This is a genomic window from Microbispora sp. ATCC PTA-5024 (genome assembly GCF_000511135.2).
Taxonomy (GTDB): Bacteria; Actinomycetota; Actinomycetes; order Streptosporangiales; family Streptosporangiaceae; genus Microbispora; species Microbispora corallina.
Window position 1 is genome coordinate 134,868 of sequence record NZ_KI866525.1, and the last position, 13,736, is coordinate 148,603.

The 13,736-nt window shown below is 68.7% G+C and carries 10 protein-coding genes and 2 pseudogenes; 8 read left to right on the forward strand and 4 right to left on the reverse strand.

Features of this window, described 5'->3' with window-relative positions; translation table 11 throughout:
* Positions 1 to 367, reverse strand: a pseudogene (locus MPTA5024_RS40075) (helix-turn-helix domain-containing protein); the annotation flags it as partial.
* A gap of 345 nt (positions 368 to 712) precedes the next feature.
* On the opposite strand from MPTA5024_RS40075, the gene MPTA5024_RS26650 reads away from it, so the two are divergent.
* Entirely contained in the window at positions 713 to 1,942 is a 1,230-nt protein-coding gene (locus tag MPTA5024_RS26650) for a cytochrome P450 (RefSeq protein ID WP_036329729.1), read from the forward strand.
* A 118-nt stretch (positions 1,943 to 2,060) separates the two neighbouring features.
* Here the strand turns inward: MPTA5024_RS26650 and MPTA5024_RS26655 are convergent, their stop codons facing one another.
* Positions 2,061 to 3,686 carry an APC family permease gene (locus MPTA5024_RS26655; RefSeq protein ID WP_036329730.1) on the reverse strand — a complete coding sequence of 542 codons (1,626 nt, stop codon included), beginning with the start codon at positions 3,684 to 3,686 and terminating at the stop codon, positions 2,061 to 2,063.
* 95 nt (positions 3,687 to 3,781) lie between these two features.
* Positions 3,782 to 6,604: a helix-turn-helix transcriptional regulator gene (locus MPTA5024_RS26660; RefSeq protein ID WP_036329733.1), complete on the reverse strand. Its 2,823-nt coding sequence runs from the start codon at positions 6,602 to 6,604 to the stop codon at positions 3,782 to 3,784.
* A 365-nt stretch (positions 6,605 to 6,969) separates the two neighbouring features.
* Here MPTA5024_RS26660 and MPTA5024_RS42630 point away from each other — a divergent pair, with 365 nt between their 5' ends.
* The 7 genes from MPTA5024_RS42630 (at position 6,970) to MPTA5024_RS26700 (ending at position 13,305) form a co-directional block, all read left to right on the forward strand.
* Positions 6,970 to 7,281, forward strand: coding sequence for a hypothetical protein (locus MPTA5024_RS42630; protein ID WP_036329735.1), 312 nt, complete (start codon positions 6,970 to 6,972; stop codon positions 7,279 to 7,281).
* A 71-nt stretch (positions 7,282 to 7,352) separates the two neighbouring features.
* Entirely contained in the window at positions 7,353 to 7,970 is a 618-nt protein-coding gene (locus tag MPTA5024_RS40080) for a cytochrome P450 (RefSeq protein WP_198167411.1), read from the forward strand.
* 321 nt (positions 7,971 to 8,291) lie between these two features.
* The gene (locus MPTA5024_RS26675) at positions 8,292 to 9,377 is read left to right on the forward strand and encodes a terpene synthase family protein (protein ID WP_036329739.1); all 1,086 of its coding nucleotides are present in this window, start codon (positions 8,292 to 8,294) and stop codon (positions 9,375 to 9,377) included.
* 1,092 nt (positions 9,378 to 10,469) lie between these two features.
* Positions 10,470 to 10,943 (forward strand): hypothetical protein, encoded by a 474-nt coding sequence (locus MPTA5024_RS26685; RefSeq protein WP_036329741.1) that lies wholly within the window; start codon positions 10,470 to 10,472, stop codon positions 10,941 to 10,943.
* A gap of 409 nt (positions 10,944 to 11,352) precedes the next feature.
* Entirely contained in the window at positions 11,353 to 11,859 is a 507-nt protein-coding gene (locus MPTA5024_RS26690) for a hypothetical protein (protein WP_036329743.1), read from the forward strand.
* A 226-nt stretch (positions 11,860 to 12,085) separates the two neighbouring features.
* Complete coding sequence (locus MPTA5024_RS26695) at positions 12,086 to 12,715, forward strand: hypothetical protein (RefSeq protein WP_036329746.1); 630 nt, start codon at positions 12,086 to 12,088, stop codon at positions 12,713 to 12,715.
* Between the two features lie 311 nt (positions 12,716 to 13,026).
* Entirely contained in the window at positions 13,027 to 13,305 is a 279-nt protein-coding gene (locus tag MPTA5024_RS26700; protein WP_036329748.1) for a hypothetical protein, read from the forward strand.
* A 159-nt stretch (positions 13,306 to 13,464) separates the two neighbouring features.
* Here MPTA5024_RS26700 and MPTA5024_RS43805 read toward each other — a convergent pair.
* Positions 13,465 to 13,736, reverse strand: a pseudogene (locus MPTA5024_RS43805) (IS701 family transposase); the annotation flags it as partial.

Sequence of the window (13,736 nt, forward strand, 5' to 3'; positions counted from 1 at the left end):
CCCGTGGCCCGATGAGGGCATCACGCCGTTGGCGGTCAGAGCATCGATCAGGCCCAAGCTGCGAGCTGCGGTCATGTCTTGCACGGCCCCCGGGGAGAGCAGGAGAAGCCCACACCAGGCGGCCGGCGGGATCGGCGAGGACCTCGTGCACGTACCACCAGGCGGTGGTGGTCCCGATGGCGAAGCCGGCGGCAAGGCGAGCGTAGGTGTCCCCGATACGCAGGTGAGCCAGCACCAGCAACGCCTGCTGCCCGGGGTTCAGGCGCCGCCACCGGCTGCGGCGTTCGGCGCGGTGGGCGCGGATGAGCTCGGCCAGGCGGACAAGGGTGCGCTTCGACAGGGGAATCGCGGCAGGGTAAGACAGCAACGAGGCCCCGGTTGGGGCATCGAATCTTGGTCGACTGCTGTCTCACCGGGAGCCTCACCCCACCCCCAACTCCTCCGGCCCGCCCGCGCCCTACGCCCATCCTGATCAGCACGATCACGATGGAAATGGCTCATTCGATCTTCGAGCTCGATCGAAGGAGGGGGTAACGATATCCGCAGACCACGCCGGATCCGGCACCTCGGTGCTCCCAGACGTTCAAACCATCTAGGCATGCAGCACAGGTTGATGATCTACCACGGGATAACGTTGGGGGTCAGTCTAGGGGAATCCCCCGATGCTGCTAGCCCCTTATCACTTCGATGATTCACGCGGAGGTGGACAGTTATGTCATTGACGGACAACGCCAACGCAGAGGCCATTCTAAAGCAGATCTTCTCCGAAGCTGGACGAGAAAACCCCTACCCTCTGTACAAGCAGATGAGGGAGATCTCCCCCGTCCACCACGGGGCTGACGGTAATTTCTACATCACCGGCCACGCCGCCGCGATGCGTCTCCTGAGCGAGCGCTCGATGGGCGCCCTTACCAGCGAAAGCCTTGACACCGTCCGGCCTGACTGGCGCGTACATCCCGCCTACACAACGATGTACGCAGGTATGTTCACCCAGAACCCCCCCGGACACACGCGACTGCGCAAACTCGCGATGGATGCCTTCACTCCACGCCGTATCGAGGGGTTGAGGGCCCGCATAAGCGAGCTAGTTGCCCGCTTTATCGCAAGGATCGAGGAAAGGGGCGCAGACGGCGCACCCATCGATTTTATGGAGGACTTCGCCTTTCCCATCCCCATGATCGTGATCGGTAACCTCCTGGGGTTGCCGGAGGTTGACCATGAACCTCTTCGTGAGATCGTCAGGCACTGGGGTTATGTCTTCGAGCCCTTTCCCAGTGAGGAGGAGGTGAAGCTTGCCGACGCAGGCGCGACAAAACTGTGGGAGTACCTCGGCGACCTCGTGGCCGAGCGGAAGAAGCAACCCCGCGACGATTTGGTAACGGCCTTCTTGAACGGCGCTCCAAACGGTGACCGCTTCTCCCCTCCGGACCTGCTGAACATGCTCGCCTCGCTGTACAGCGCCGGTTTCGAAACAACGACTCATCTCATGGCGAATGGCCTCATGGCGCTGTTGGAGTCACCGGCGCAGGCTCAGTTACTGCGGACCGACCCCGCACTTGGCGTTCGAGCGGTCGACGAACTCCTGCGGTATGACGCCTCCGCGCAGATGGTGTTCCGCGTCGCCATTGCCACCACCGTCGTCGACAAAACGACCATCGAGGCCGGCGAGCACATTGTAGTGATCACTGGAGCCGCCAACCGGGATCCGCGCGCCTTCTCGGAACCGGACCTTCTCGACCTGACACGCTCCCCCAACCCTCACCTCACCTTCTCGCATGGTATCCACTTCTGTCTCGGCGCGGCCCTGGCTCGGCTTGAAGGGGAGATAGCGTTCCCTGCACTCATGCGCCGGTTCCCTTCTATCCGGCTGGCCGGCCCCGCGACCCGTCGCCCCAGCCATGCCTTACGCGGATACGACAAGATCCCGCTGACCGTCGATTGACCCGCCCCAGTTCTCCGTGAACCGCGCCGGGATTGATGGAGGTGATGTCACCGCCTTTCGTGGAGTCACTTCGGTTGACTGCTTCGGTGCAGCGATCGGAGACCGGAAGCCCATCCGCTCACAGCCGCGCACCTTCAAGAGGAGTGGTGGCCGGTCCGCGGTCGCCGACCGAGACGTAGCAGGCGACGCGCTGCGCGGGGAGCCGCAACCGCACCGCGAGCTGGAAGATCACGAACGACAGCGCGGAGACGGCGGCGATGTCCCAGCCGAAGGGAAGGGCCCCGGTGCCGCCGTACTGGCCGTAATGGCTGAGCAGCGCCATCCCGGCGAAGTAGGGCCACATCCAGGCCGAGGAACGCAAGGCGGCGCGGTCGAACTCCGGGCGGCGCGCAGCCCCGTTGAGCAGCGAGGTGAAGACCAGGACGGGGTAGCCGGTCGCGACGGCGGCCAGCACCTTCCAGTCCGCCTCCCAGCCGGCCCAGTAGAAGACCAGGCTGGCGGCGGCGAACCCGAGCGGGGCCAGGACTCCGCCCGCCCACACTCGAAACGGGCGGTTCTGGCCGGGGTCGGTGCGGCGCAGCGCCGCGAACGACACCGGCACGAACGCGTAGACCAGGCCCGCTCCGGCGCTGATGAGGACGACCAGCCGCTGCCAGCTGGGGAACGGCAGCAGCACGAGCATGCCGACGGCCGTCCCGAAGCAGACGCTGAAGACGGGCACCCCCCTCCGGTCGACGGTCTCGAACGCCTCCGGCAGGTAGCCGTTGCGGCTGAGCGCGAACCCGATCCGGGAGGAGGTGCCCGATACAATCAGTCCCGAGCCGGCCGGGGAGACGCAGGCAGCGACGTAGATGAGGGTCGTGAGCCAGCCGAGGCCGAGCGTCGAGGCGAGGGTGGCGAACGGCCCGTAGTTCCCGGGGGCAAGTGGTGCGGCCCAGCCCCCGGCCACGTTCCGCGGGTCGACCGCGCCGAGGAACGCGACCTGCAGCAGCAGGTAGAGGACCGTCGCGAGGCCGAGGGCCAGCAGGAGCGACCTGCCGAGATCCCGGCCGGGCCACCGCGCCTCACCGCCGAGCTGGATGTTCTGGTCGAATCCGGTCAGCGAGAAGACCACGCCGAGCGGCAGCGCCTCCAGGATCGCGTGGAGACCGCCGGGGGCGAAGCCACCGCCGGCGTGAAAGTTGCCCGGATGGAAGGAGGACGTGAGCAAGGAGACGACGATGAGCGACGGCACAGCGATCTTGAACCAGGCGAGAAGGGTCGAGGCTCCCGAGAAGGAGCGGACGCCAAGCACGTTGATGACGGCGAACACGATGACGAGCACCGCCGCCAGGGCCAGCCCCCGTCCGGTGAGGACGGGCGCGCCACCGGAGACCCGGATGAAGCCGTGCACCTGGTGGTCGAGGTAGTAGAGCGTCACCTCCGCCTCGATCGGCGGACCGATCAATGTGATCAGCCAATACAACCAGCTGAGCGTGAAGCCCGTCAGCGGGCCGAAAGCCAGATGGGGGAAACGGACCGACCCTCCCGCCAGCGGATAGGCCGAGCCGAGCTCGGCCAGCAGCAGCGCGATGATCCCGATGATCACGGCGGCCAGCAACCAGGAGAGCAGCGCCGCGGGTCCGGCGGCCTGGGCCGCGGTCATCGCCGCGAGCAGCCACCCCGAGCCGATGATCGCCCCGAAGGACACGAACGTGAGCCCGAGGAAACCCACCTCGCGCCGGAGCCCGGACCGCGTTGCCATCACCGCCTCGCCTCACACATCGTCCGCCGGTTCCATGGGCCCACGCTCTCATTCGTCAGCCGCTGCCGCTGAATGGTCCTGGGCCCGAGGGCCCATCACACCTGGGCCGTGAAGAAGACCTCGCCGAGAGCGGAACGGGAGGTGATCCGCAGCTTGCGGTAGGCGCTGCTGAGGTGGACCTCGACGGTCTTGGGCGTGATGTACAGGCTCTGGGCGATCTGCCGGTTGGTGGCTCCCCGGGCGGCCATCGCCGCGACCCTCGCCTCGCTGGGCGTCAGGGCCTGGAGACCCGTCACGGGGCGGTCGACCGCCCGGCTGCCCGCCGCGGCCAGTTCGACGCGCGCCCGCTCCGCGACGGGGGCCGCGCCGCACTGCTCGGCGACCTCCAGGCCGCGCCGCAGATACTCGCTCCCCTTACCGCGGCTCCCCGACCTGCGCTGCGCCGCGCCGAGCTCGATCAACGCCTTCGCGAGCTCCAGCCGCGCCCCCGACGGCTGCAGTACGGCGACCGCCTCCTGCAGGTGGCCGATCTGCTGCCGTCCGGAACCCTGCAGCAGGCCCGAGACGCGCAGCGCGCGGCCCAGAGCGCGCGGCGCTCTCCAGAGGCGGGCCAGCCGCAGCTCCTCATCGGCATAGGTGCGGGCCGCAGCGGTCTCGCCCAGCGCGTGCAGGCACTGCGCGGCCTCCGACCGCCAGGCGAGGAACGCCGGGTTGGTGCCGCCGGCCGCGGTCCAGAACCGTCCGCAGGCCAGTGCCGCCTCCAGCCCGAGGTCGGGCCGGTCACACCGCCGGTGCAGCCGAGCCCTGGCCTCCAAGACAAGGTACCCAGACCCACTCGATGGGACCGGGTCGGGTACGCCCGCCCAGTCCAACGCCTCGGCCGCGGCGTCGAGCCGGCCCTGTTCCAGCAGCGCAGTGGCCAGGTAGCCGCCGACCCAGGGCCGTCCGGTGTCGAAATTGGCCGTCTCCACCGCCCGGCGGGACTCCATGCCGTCGGCCTCCGCCTCGGCCAGCGCGCCTCGCCAAAGCCAGCCCAGCGCGCGAAACGCGTGCGCGGTCGCGAGGTCCCGGAGGGATCCGCGCCTGCGGCCCCGGTCGACGGCGGCGTCCAGGGTCGCCATGGCCTCATCGGCGTCGGCGGCGAGCAGCACCAGCCAGCCGTTGATCGTAGGACTCTCTCCCGGCGCCAACTCCCCCAGCACCCCGCCGGACAGGCCCCGGCGGGCGCGGACCAGGGCGCTGGGCAAGCAGCGCTTCATATCGTGGAACGCGATGGCGCAGTCAAGGGAGCGGCCGCCGACGCCGTCGCCCGGGACGACCTCCCACAGATCCCGTAGCCGCTCGACGTCCTGCTGCCTGGAGGGGTCGACCATACGTGTGGTGAGGACGTAGGACAGGACCTTGTGCTTGAAGTCGGTCTCCTCCTCAGGGATGCTCCCGGCGGTCTCCATGAGCAGGCCGACCGCATCGTCACTGCGCCTGATGTAATCCAGCGCCAGTCCCAGCATGCAACCGATCTCCGCCCGGCGGTGGGGGTCACGGGCCCCCGCGTGGGCGCGTTCCAGGTACTCGACGGCGACGCCCAGGTCGACGGAGAGCGCCGCGAGTCCCGTCTCGAGCAGGACGTCGGGCAAGTCCCCCTCATCCGGCGGCTCTTCGAGACAGCGTCGCAGATAGGAGAAGGCGCTCTCGGGCGAGCCTTCGCCGCCCGCCTGTGCGGCGGCCCGGCGCAGCAGTGCCACTGCCTCCACGTCGCCGCGGGGCGGGGCCAGCAGGAGGTGCGCCGCGATCCGCTCGGCGCTCGCACCGGTGTCCGACAGGACCCGGGCGGCCCGCGCGTGCCCGGCCGCTTGCTCGATCCAGCTCAGCTCGGCCAGGACGGCGCTGCGCACCAGCGGGTGCACGAACTCCACAACGGGCTGCGATCCGGCGGGCCGGAGCACCTCGGTCCGGGCCAGTTCGTCGGCCACCTCCGCGGCGACCTCCTGGCCGACTCCGGCGAGGACCGCGGCCTCCTCCAGGTGCGCGCCCTCGCCCAGCAGCGCGACGGCACGGGCGAACTCTGCCGCCTCGGGACGCAACGAGTTGAGACGGCGGCCAACCCAGCGGCCGACTGTCCGGGTGCCGAGCGTGGTTATCCTGCCGGCGTTCGCGGCCGTCGGGGCGATCCGATCGGCGACGATGGTGGCGGTCAGCTCGCGGAGCAGGAACGGGTTGCCGCCGGTGGTCTCGTGGCAGGCCGTGAGGAACGACCGGGCGGCGGTCGCGCCGAACTCCGCGCGGAGCAGCCGGTCGCTCGCCGCCGCGGACAGGGGCGAGGGGCCCAGGATCCGGGTGGCGGGGTCCTGCGTGATGAGATCGATCAAATGCTGCTGCGAGCTCGGTTCGCCGCTGCGAAGCGCGGCGACGACCAGGGCGGCGATGCCGTCGAGCCGGGGCGCCAGATGGCTGAGCAGCCGCAGGGACGCGGCGTCGGCCCAGTGCAGATCGTCGATCAGCAGGACCAGCGGCTGGTCGGCCGACAGGTTGGCCGCGAACCAGAACAGCCCGTTCAGGACGGAGAATTCACCGCCGCTGTCTGTTGTGCTGGGCTGTCCCAGCAGCAGCGCCGCCCGCTCGGCTTCTCCCGCCAGCAGCCGCGCCCGCTCCCGTGGACCGGCCTCCACCAGGACAGGCTCGAACAACTGGCGGACCACACCGAACGCGAACTCCCGCTCCAGCTCCGAGCCGCGCGCATAGAGGACTCGTGCGCCCGCCCGCTCGGCGATCGGCCTCATCTCGGTCAGGAGCCTCGTCTTGCCGATCCCGGCAGGCCCGGCCAGCACGGCCGCCCCTCCCGCCGAGGCACTCAGCCCGCGGACCATCTCCTCCAGTGACGCCAGTTCCACGTCGCGTTCGACGAGATCCCATCCGTCCACAGGCAGATTCTCTGGGAGACCGCTCCTCCCGACAAGGGATCATCTGCGGCCGGCGCTCCGGCCACGCAGGCGTCCCGCCTCGTCACCCCCGCCGCGTGGCCGGCGCCACCCTTACAGCCATCCGCCGCAATACCGCCGAGGCCACCGTCGCCCCCTCGAACTCCGCATGGCCACCGCCATCCCGCCGGCCACCGAAATACTCATTCGCGCGCAGCAGCACAAACGCTGACTCCCCCGCCAGCGGCGTCCGAAGTTGAGCGTTCAGTGCTCATGCGCGGCCCCAGCCCCGCTGTGAAGGTGGTGAGGACCTTTCCGCCGGTTCCTCCGGGGAGACCTCTCTGCCTGGCGCTATTTAGGAGCAACAGATGAGCAAACGCATTACGCTGGCGGCGGCCGGGGCCGCGTTGGCGGTGCTGACCGTGGCGCCGGCGGCGTCCGCGTCCACCGCGACCGACCAGTACGTGCAGACAGTCGTCACGAAGTCGCATCCGACCAACCCCAACGCGGCATGCTATGCCGCCTCGCTTTGGGCCGGGCAGCACGCATACGAGCTGACCGGCGTGGACCCCAGCGTCTACCAGCTCCAGCTCCAGGTGACGGCTCCTTATGCGCCGGTGTACGACATCCAGGGCACCACCTGCACGGTGACCGACACCTGGCGGCTCTGGAAGATCTGACCCCCGCGACGCACAGCGCTCCCGCGCACGCGGCCCCAGAGGCGCCGCGCGGGACACGGGGAGCAACGACGATGACGGGGACGCCCGAGCGGTGTGGGCGTCCCCGTCCCCGTTCCGATTCCATCGGAGAGTGCCATGAGCAAGGACAGAGGGACCGCTCATCACCCCCGCGGTCCGCCCCTCAGCGGTACGACCTGTCACATCGCCTTGTTCGTCGGCCATCGGTTCCTGGACGACGAGCAGCTGGCGAATCACGGCGACAGCCTGCTGGAGGGGATCGCCCATCTCAGTACGGTCGTCGAGGAGCGCCGCCGCGACTCGAGAGACGATCTCGTCAGCTTCATGACGCGCGGCGTCGCCACCGGGACGCCGTCATCGGCGGCGCGACGATCCTGGCCGGTGCGAAGATCTTCCTCGCTTACGCCTCCGCCAACCACGACCCGGCGGTGTTCGACCGCCCCGAGGAGTTCGACCCCAACCGCGACGGGCTCGCCCGCCACCTGTCGCTCGGGCATGGCATCCACAACTGCGTCGGCGACTCCCTGGCCCGCCTGGAGATGGAGACAGCCCTCGCCGCGCTCGCACGCCGCCAGCCCGGTCTCCGGCTCGTCCGCCCCGAAGTGGTCTCCTACAAACCGCTGACCCAGTTCCAGAGTCCGAGAGAACTCCGGGTGACGCCCCTGGCTTAAGTCCGAGGCGCGCGCTTGAGGGGTTCACTGAGTCGGTGTGGGGCCTTCGAGGATCCACCGGCCGGCGAACATAAGCCAACCCAAGGAAGTCCGAGATGGCGACGACGATCGGCGAGCGATTCGACTCCATTCGGCTCTGCCGCAGCGGTTCGCCACCAGCGGGTCGCCGGAAAATTCCAGCCCTGTCCTCGTCCCGGCGCCCCGTCACTCGGCCCGGGCCGTAGACGGTGGTTCTGGCGGGCGTCTATAGAGCCGAGCGACACCGAACACCTCCGCCCATGGCCAGGTATCAGGCCGCCGAGAGAAAGGGAAACCGCTGCGATGACCATTCACTTCGACCTGCCGCCGTTCTTCTGCCCACTGCCGCCACCCGCCCCCCATCCCGAGGAAGATCTGCTGGAGAAGCGCAGTCTGGACTGGCTGGACTCTCTTGGGCTGTTCACCGACCCGCTCAACCGCGTCCGGGCCGCCGACACCCGCTCGCACGAACTCATGGCCCGCATCACTCCTCACGGGTCCACCGATCGCGTCCAACTCGGCGTCGACTGGGCAAACCTCGCGTTCGCTTTCGACGACCTGCGCACCGACACCGGTCCCAGCAGCGCCGACACCACCAGCCTGCGCCTCTGGTTCGAAGGCCTCGACCAAGCCGCCACCCAGCTGAACACGGACTCCCGGTCCGACGACCTCTTCTACACCGCCATCGCCGAGCTGTCCGCACGCATCAAAGCCCACACCAGCCCAGCGCTGTGGCGCCGCTGGCTCTCCGACAACAAAGCGACCTACTGGGCCGGACTGTGGGAATCCGCCCACCACACCACCGGCGCCCCTGCCGATTTCAACTCCTTCCTCGCCGTACGCCCCCACCTCGGCCTCGGACCCAGCACACTCACCTGCGGCGAGATCGCCGCCGAGCTCAGGGTCCCGGAAGACGAACGCCACGATCCCCTGGTCCGCGCCATCACCGAAGCAGCATGGCTACTCATCACCCTGGACGACGACCTGTACTCCCACCCCAAGGAATGCTGGATCACCGAACAGACCGGCGGCGATCCGTCAGGCGAGCCGGCTGCCATCCCCATCCTCATGCGCGAGCACCGCACCACCCTGCCCCAAGCCGTCCTGATCCTCAGCCAGATCCGCGACTGTGTCATGGCACAAGCCATCCAGCTGGCCGACCGCGCATCACGGCAGCCCTACGCAAACGACACCCATGCCATGATCGATCTGGCGCTCGGAGCCGTCCGCAGCACCCTGGAGTGGGCTCAGCACGCCCCGCGCTACACCAACCCAGACGGGCACCATCCCGACGCCATCCACCTCAACTGGACCGGCATCACCGACACCCCACCCCCACTCACCGACGCCCTCTCCTATCCAGCGATCGCCTGGTGGTGGGAGGTATAGGAGCACAGCCGAGACTGTACAAACAACGGCTCCGTCCCGTAATCAGTTGTGGCGCTGAGTGATCACCTGTCAGCCTGAGGCGTGCTGAAGATCAACGATCTGGCGGGCGTGGTGTTCTCGGGGTTGTCTGACCTGGTCCATCGAGGATGTGGCGGACGAGAACGACCTCATTCGGGTCATGGCCCGCGCTCGAGATGAGCCTGTGCCGTGCCCGGTGTGCTGGGCGGTGACCGTCCGTGTGCACGGCTTCTGCGGCGGACGGTCACCGACGTCCCGGTCGACGGGCGAGGGTGGTGGTGCCGGGGCTGCTGGAGCGCTACCAGCGCCGCACCGACAGGCTCACCGTCCGACCGGCAGCGGTGGTGACAGAGCCGGGGTCGGACAGCAGCGGGTCCAGCAGCCGCTGCGGGGCGCCCGGTTCGCGGGGCCCGGGCCTCGGCGAGGACGCCGACGCCGAGTCCGTCCAGCCGCGGGAGCAGGACGGTCAGGAACCCAGGCGGGCCCGGCCCAGTGCAGGTCGTCGACCACGAGCGGCACCGGTCGCTCCCGGGCGATGTTGGCCGCCAGCCACGACAGCCCGTGCAGCATCGCGAACTCACCGCCGGTCTCACCCTCGGGGCCCGCGATGAAGCCGAAAACCGCGCCCGCCGGAGCCGCGTGTCGTCCAGAAACCGGCGGCGCTCGTCCGGCGAGGCCGGCCGCCGCCAGCACCGGTTCGAACAACTTTCGGACCAACCCGAACCTGAACTGCCGCTCCAGCTCCACCCCGCGTGCCGCCTCCTCCAGCAGGCGCGACTTCCCGACCTCCGCCTCCCCCTCGACGACCGCGAACACACGAGCCCGCCCCGCCGCGCCTCCGAGCAGCCCAAGCTCGTCCTCCCGCTCGCGGAGTTCCGTAGAGTTCCGCACGCTCTCCGTGTCTACCGCGCACTGCCCTGGCGCGGTAGCCCCGCACCACTGCGGCGACTGAACTTGGAAGCGCTCAGGTCCGCGTCCTGCGGCGGCGATGAGCAGTGACTACCCACGTATTTCCTTTGAAGAGCTTCTAATCTGACATCTCAGACACCGTCCACCCAGCCGAAGGGGACCCCCTTGAGACGCCTGCTCGCCGCCGCTATCGGCGCCGCCGCGCTCGCCGTTTCCTTCTCCCTCTGCACCGCCGCACACGCGGACTCCTCCTGCGACACCCGCTCGCTGTCCGGGGGCGAACTCGTCGCGCAGGTCTGCGTCATCCGCGACAGCGCCGGACGTCCCCAGGCCGTCGCCTCGTTCACCCGCACCAGCAGCACGGCGACCGCCCTCCTCAAGTCGGTCTCCATCAACCTCCTCCAGAAGCTGAGCGACGGCCACGAGGTCCTCGTCACTCAGGCGAACTGCTTCACGGACGCACCCGTCTCCCTCCCGGCCCCGTCCACCACCACCTGCGGCACCGCCGTGCTCTCCGACTCCCACTCCAACGTCTACGCGAAGTACACCTTCGACTACGACTTCAACGGTTCCTGGTCGACCTTCGACTACGACCGCATCAGGATCTCGGGCCAGACTCCCGTCAGCCCTGGCCTCTGATCCTGCGTCTCCCACGACGCCGTCGGGCGCAGGCCGGACCGCGCGGCTTCCACGTTGGTACGTCTCGCCACCGCGGAGATCTGCGTCACCGCAACAGCGACGGAAACTCCGGGCCATCGGCTCGTTCATGCGCGTCAACAGCCAGGTGACCGTCAAGGTCAGCGGGACTCGATCGGCCTCATCAAGAAGCTGAACGACGGCGGCGACTGGCATTACGAGCAAGCGGAGTGCTTCTGGGACTCCGCACACCCTGCCGCCCTACTCCCCATGCTCAAGCCCACGACCTGCGCCACCAGCGCCTTCTCAGACGTCGGCGCGAAATTCTCCTCGACTACTCCTACGAGCCCGGCCAATGCGGCGGGGATGCCTTTTTCGGCATCTCCCGCCAGGCCATCTGAAAGGCCCTTCCATGAAACGGACCCTCGCGCTCCTCACGACGGCCGCGTTCCTCACCGCCGCGACGATCGGAGCACCCGCGGCGGACGCAGCCTCCCAGCCCACGCGCAGCACCCACATCACGATCAACAACTACACGTTCTGCACGCTGGTCAAGGTGTCCAGTTCTCTCAAGCACGGAATCTGGAGCGCGGGCCTGCAGCCTCCGGCAACCATTCCGGCATCGCACACGCTCTTCGTCCCGGTGTCGGTGACCTTCCAGGCCGAGTCCTCTGGGTTCCTCACGGGCGACGAGGGGACCGTCGTCTACAAGGCCACGAACTGCGAGGACCCGGGCAAGAACGGCAGGCAGGTCTCCTTCTACTTCGACAACCCCTACATCGGCTACAACACGTACCTGGACGGCGACGACCCGCCGCTGCACTGGGTCGACTTCTACGCCCAGCTCGACCAGAAGAACGCGGTGGTGGAGGACAATCTCGTCGACTTCCCCTGGCCCGAGAACCAGCCGCTTCCCTGACCAAGTCTTACAGAGCCGGACGCCCCGGCCGGCGCGCATGAGTAGTGATTCCTTTATCGCTTCGCCATCCGGTGGCTAAGGGTGAGGCGCACCCTTCGAGCCACTCCTGGAGGATCCGATGAAGCGATCAGCGCGATCGACCAGTCTCTCCGCGGCGACAGTGGCGGCTATAGCGGCCGCCGCCCTCGTCGCCGCCAGTCCGGCGGCCCATGCGACCAGGCCGCAGATGACCGTCTGGTTCGCCAACGAGTACCCCGACGCGGCGGTCAACTACTACACCAGCGAGGACGCCGACACCGTCGACGTCCAAGTCCTCGACAGCGCCATCATCTTCACGGACGACAACGCGTCGTCCATGTCGCTCGTCAGCGACATCCCGGGCGCCAACTGCACCCACACCAACTCCACGACGATCACCTGTCCCACGCACGCGACCGAGACCGACAACGGCAACGACCGTCGCGTCCTCAACGTCGGGGTCATCACCTGGGCCGGAGACGACACCATCACCGCCAGCGGTCGGGGATGGACCTACGGCTCGACCTACCGTCCCATCCAGCTGAACATCGGCAGTTGGGAGGGCGACGACACCATCACCTCCACCGGCGGCCTCCAGATGGTCACGGCAGGCGACGGCAATGACACGATCGTCAGCGGGCCCGGCCCTGCCGCAGGCGCCGGACCCCAGTTCACCGACCGGCTGGACGGCGGGGCGGGTGACGACACCATCGACGCCTACACCAACTCCGGCGACGTCGACGGGATCTACTGCCGCGCCGGTTCCGACAAGGTGACCGTCAACAGCACAGACCTGCTCTACGACTCGGCGAACTGCGAGTCGGTTACCACGCATTGACCGGTGCCCCGAACGCGGCGGAGGGACCGGCTGTCCCCGCCGTCCTCGCGCGCCCCGCACTCGAGTAGCCATTATCGATGATCGCTCCACGGCGGCCCGTCTAGTCTCTGCCTCCCCGACATCGGGGAGGCAGAGCAGTGAACGAGACCATGCGACCGGGCCTCGCCGAGCAGCTCCGGCAACAGCGGACGAGCAGACGTCGGCAGGGACGGGCACGATGCGGCCGGAGGAGATAGCCCGGCTGCTGCGCTCGGCGATGGACCAGCCGCCCTCGTCCCCAGAAGCTCAGGCGTTCCTTCGAGGAGATCGGCGTGATCCAGGCGCAGGCGGGTATCGACCTCATCGGCCTCCTGTCTGCGAGCAACACCGGCGGCCGTCTGATCTGCCAGGAACTCCGCACGGAGACGCCGGGCAAGCCCGGCTCTGATGCTGGCCGCTTCATCGAGTCCCTGTTCCAGACCACCGCCCCCCGTAGCGGCAGCGGCGGCCGGATTCCACCGGGCCGTCCCCCGCCCAGCGAGAAGAACCGGGCCGACCTATGCGCCGCGCTGGTCTCGGACCGGCGCCGCGACCCCACGCACTGCGGGTAGATGCTGATCATGCTTCATAGACGGCTTGTCGACGGTAGTGGCCGAGCTGGGCGCGGGCTTGATGCCGGCGCCGCCACCGGGACCAGTGCAGTGCGTCGTCAAAGGCCGAGGCGCTGGGATTGGTCAGACGGACAAAGAGGTGTCTGATCTCGCTGAGAGTCAGTGGGGCGTGTTGCAAACCGGCGGGGCCGGCAGGCTCGTTCGCGGGCGGATATCGCGGCGAGGAAGGCGTGAGCCAGCAGGACCGGGATGGTTCACCGATACCAGGACCGCCAGCATCGCTTGGCGGCAGGAAGCGATGACCTGGTCGGCGCGGTAGACGCCGGCCCGGGAGGTGACGCGGTGGCTGGAGGCGACCCCCAGGACACAGCCGACCTGGCGCTGCTCCAGCTCCGCGCGCAAGTGCGGGCTGGTGCCGTACACCTCATGGG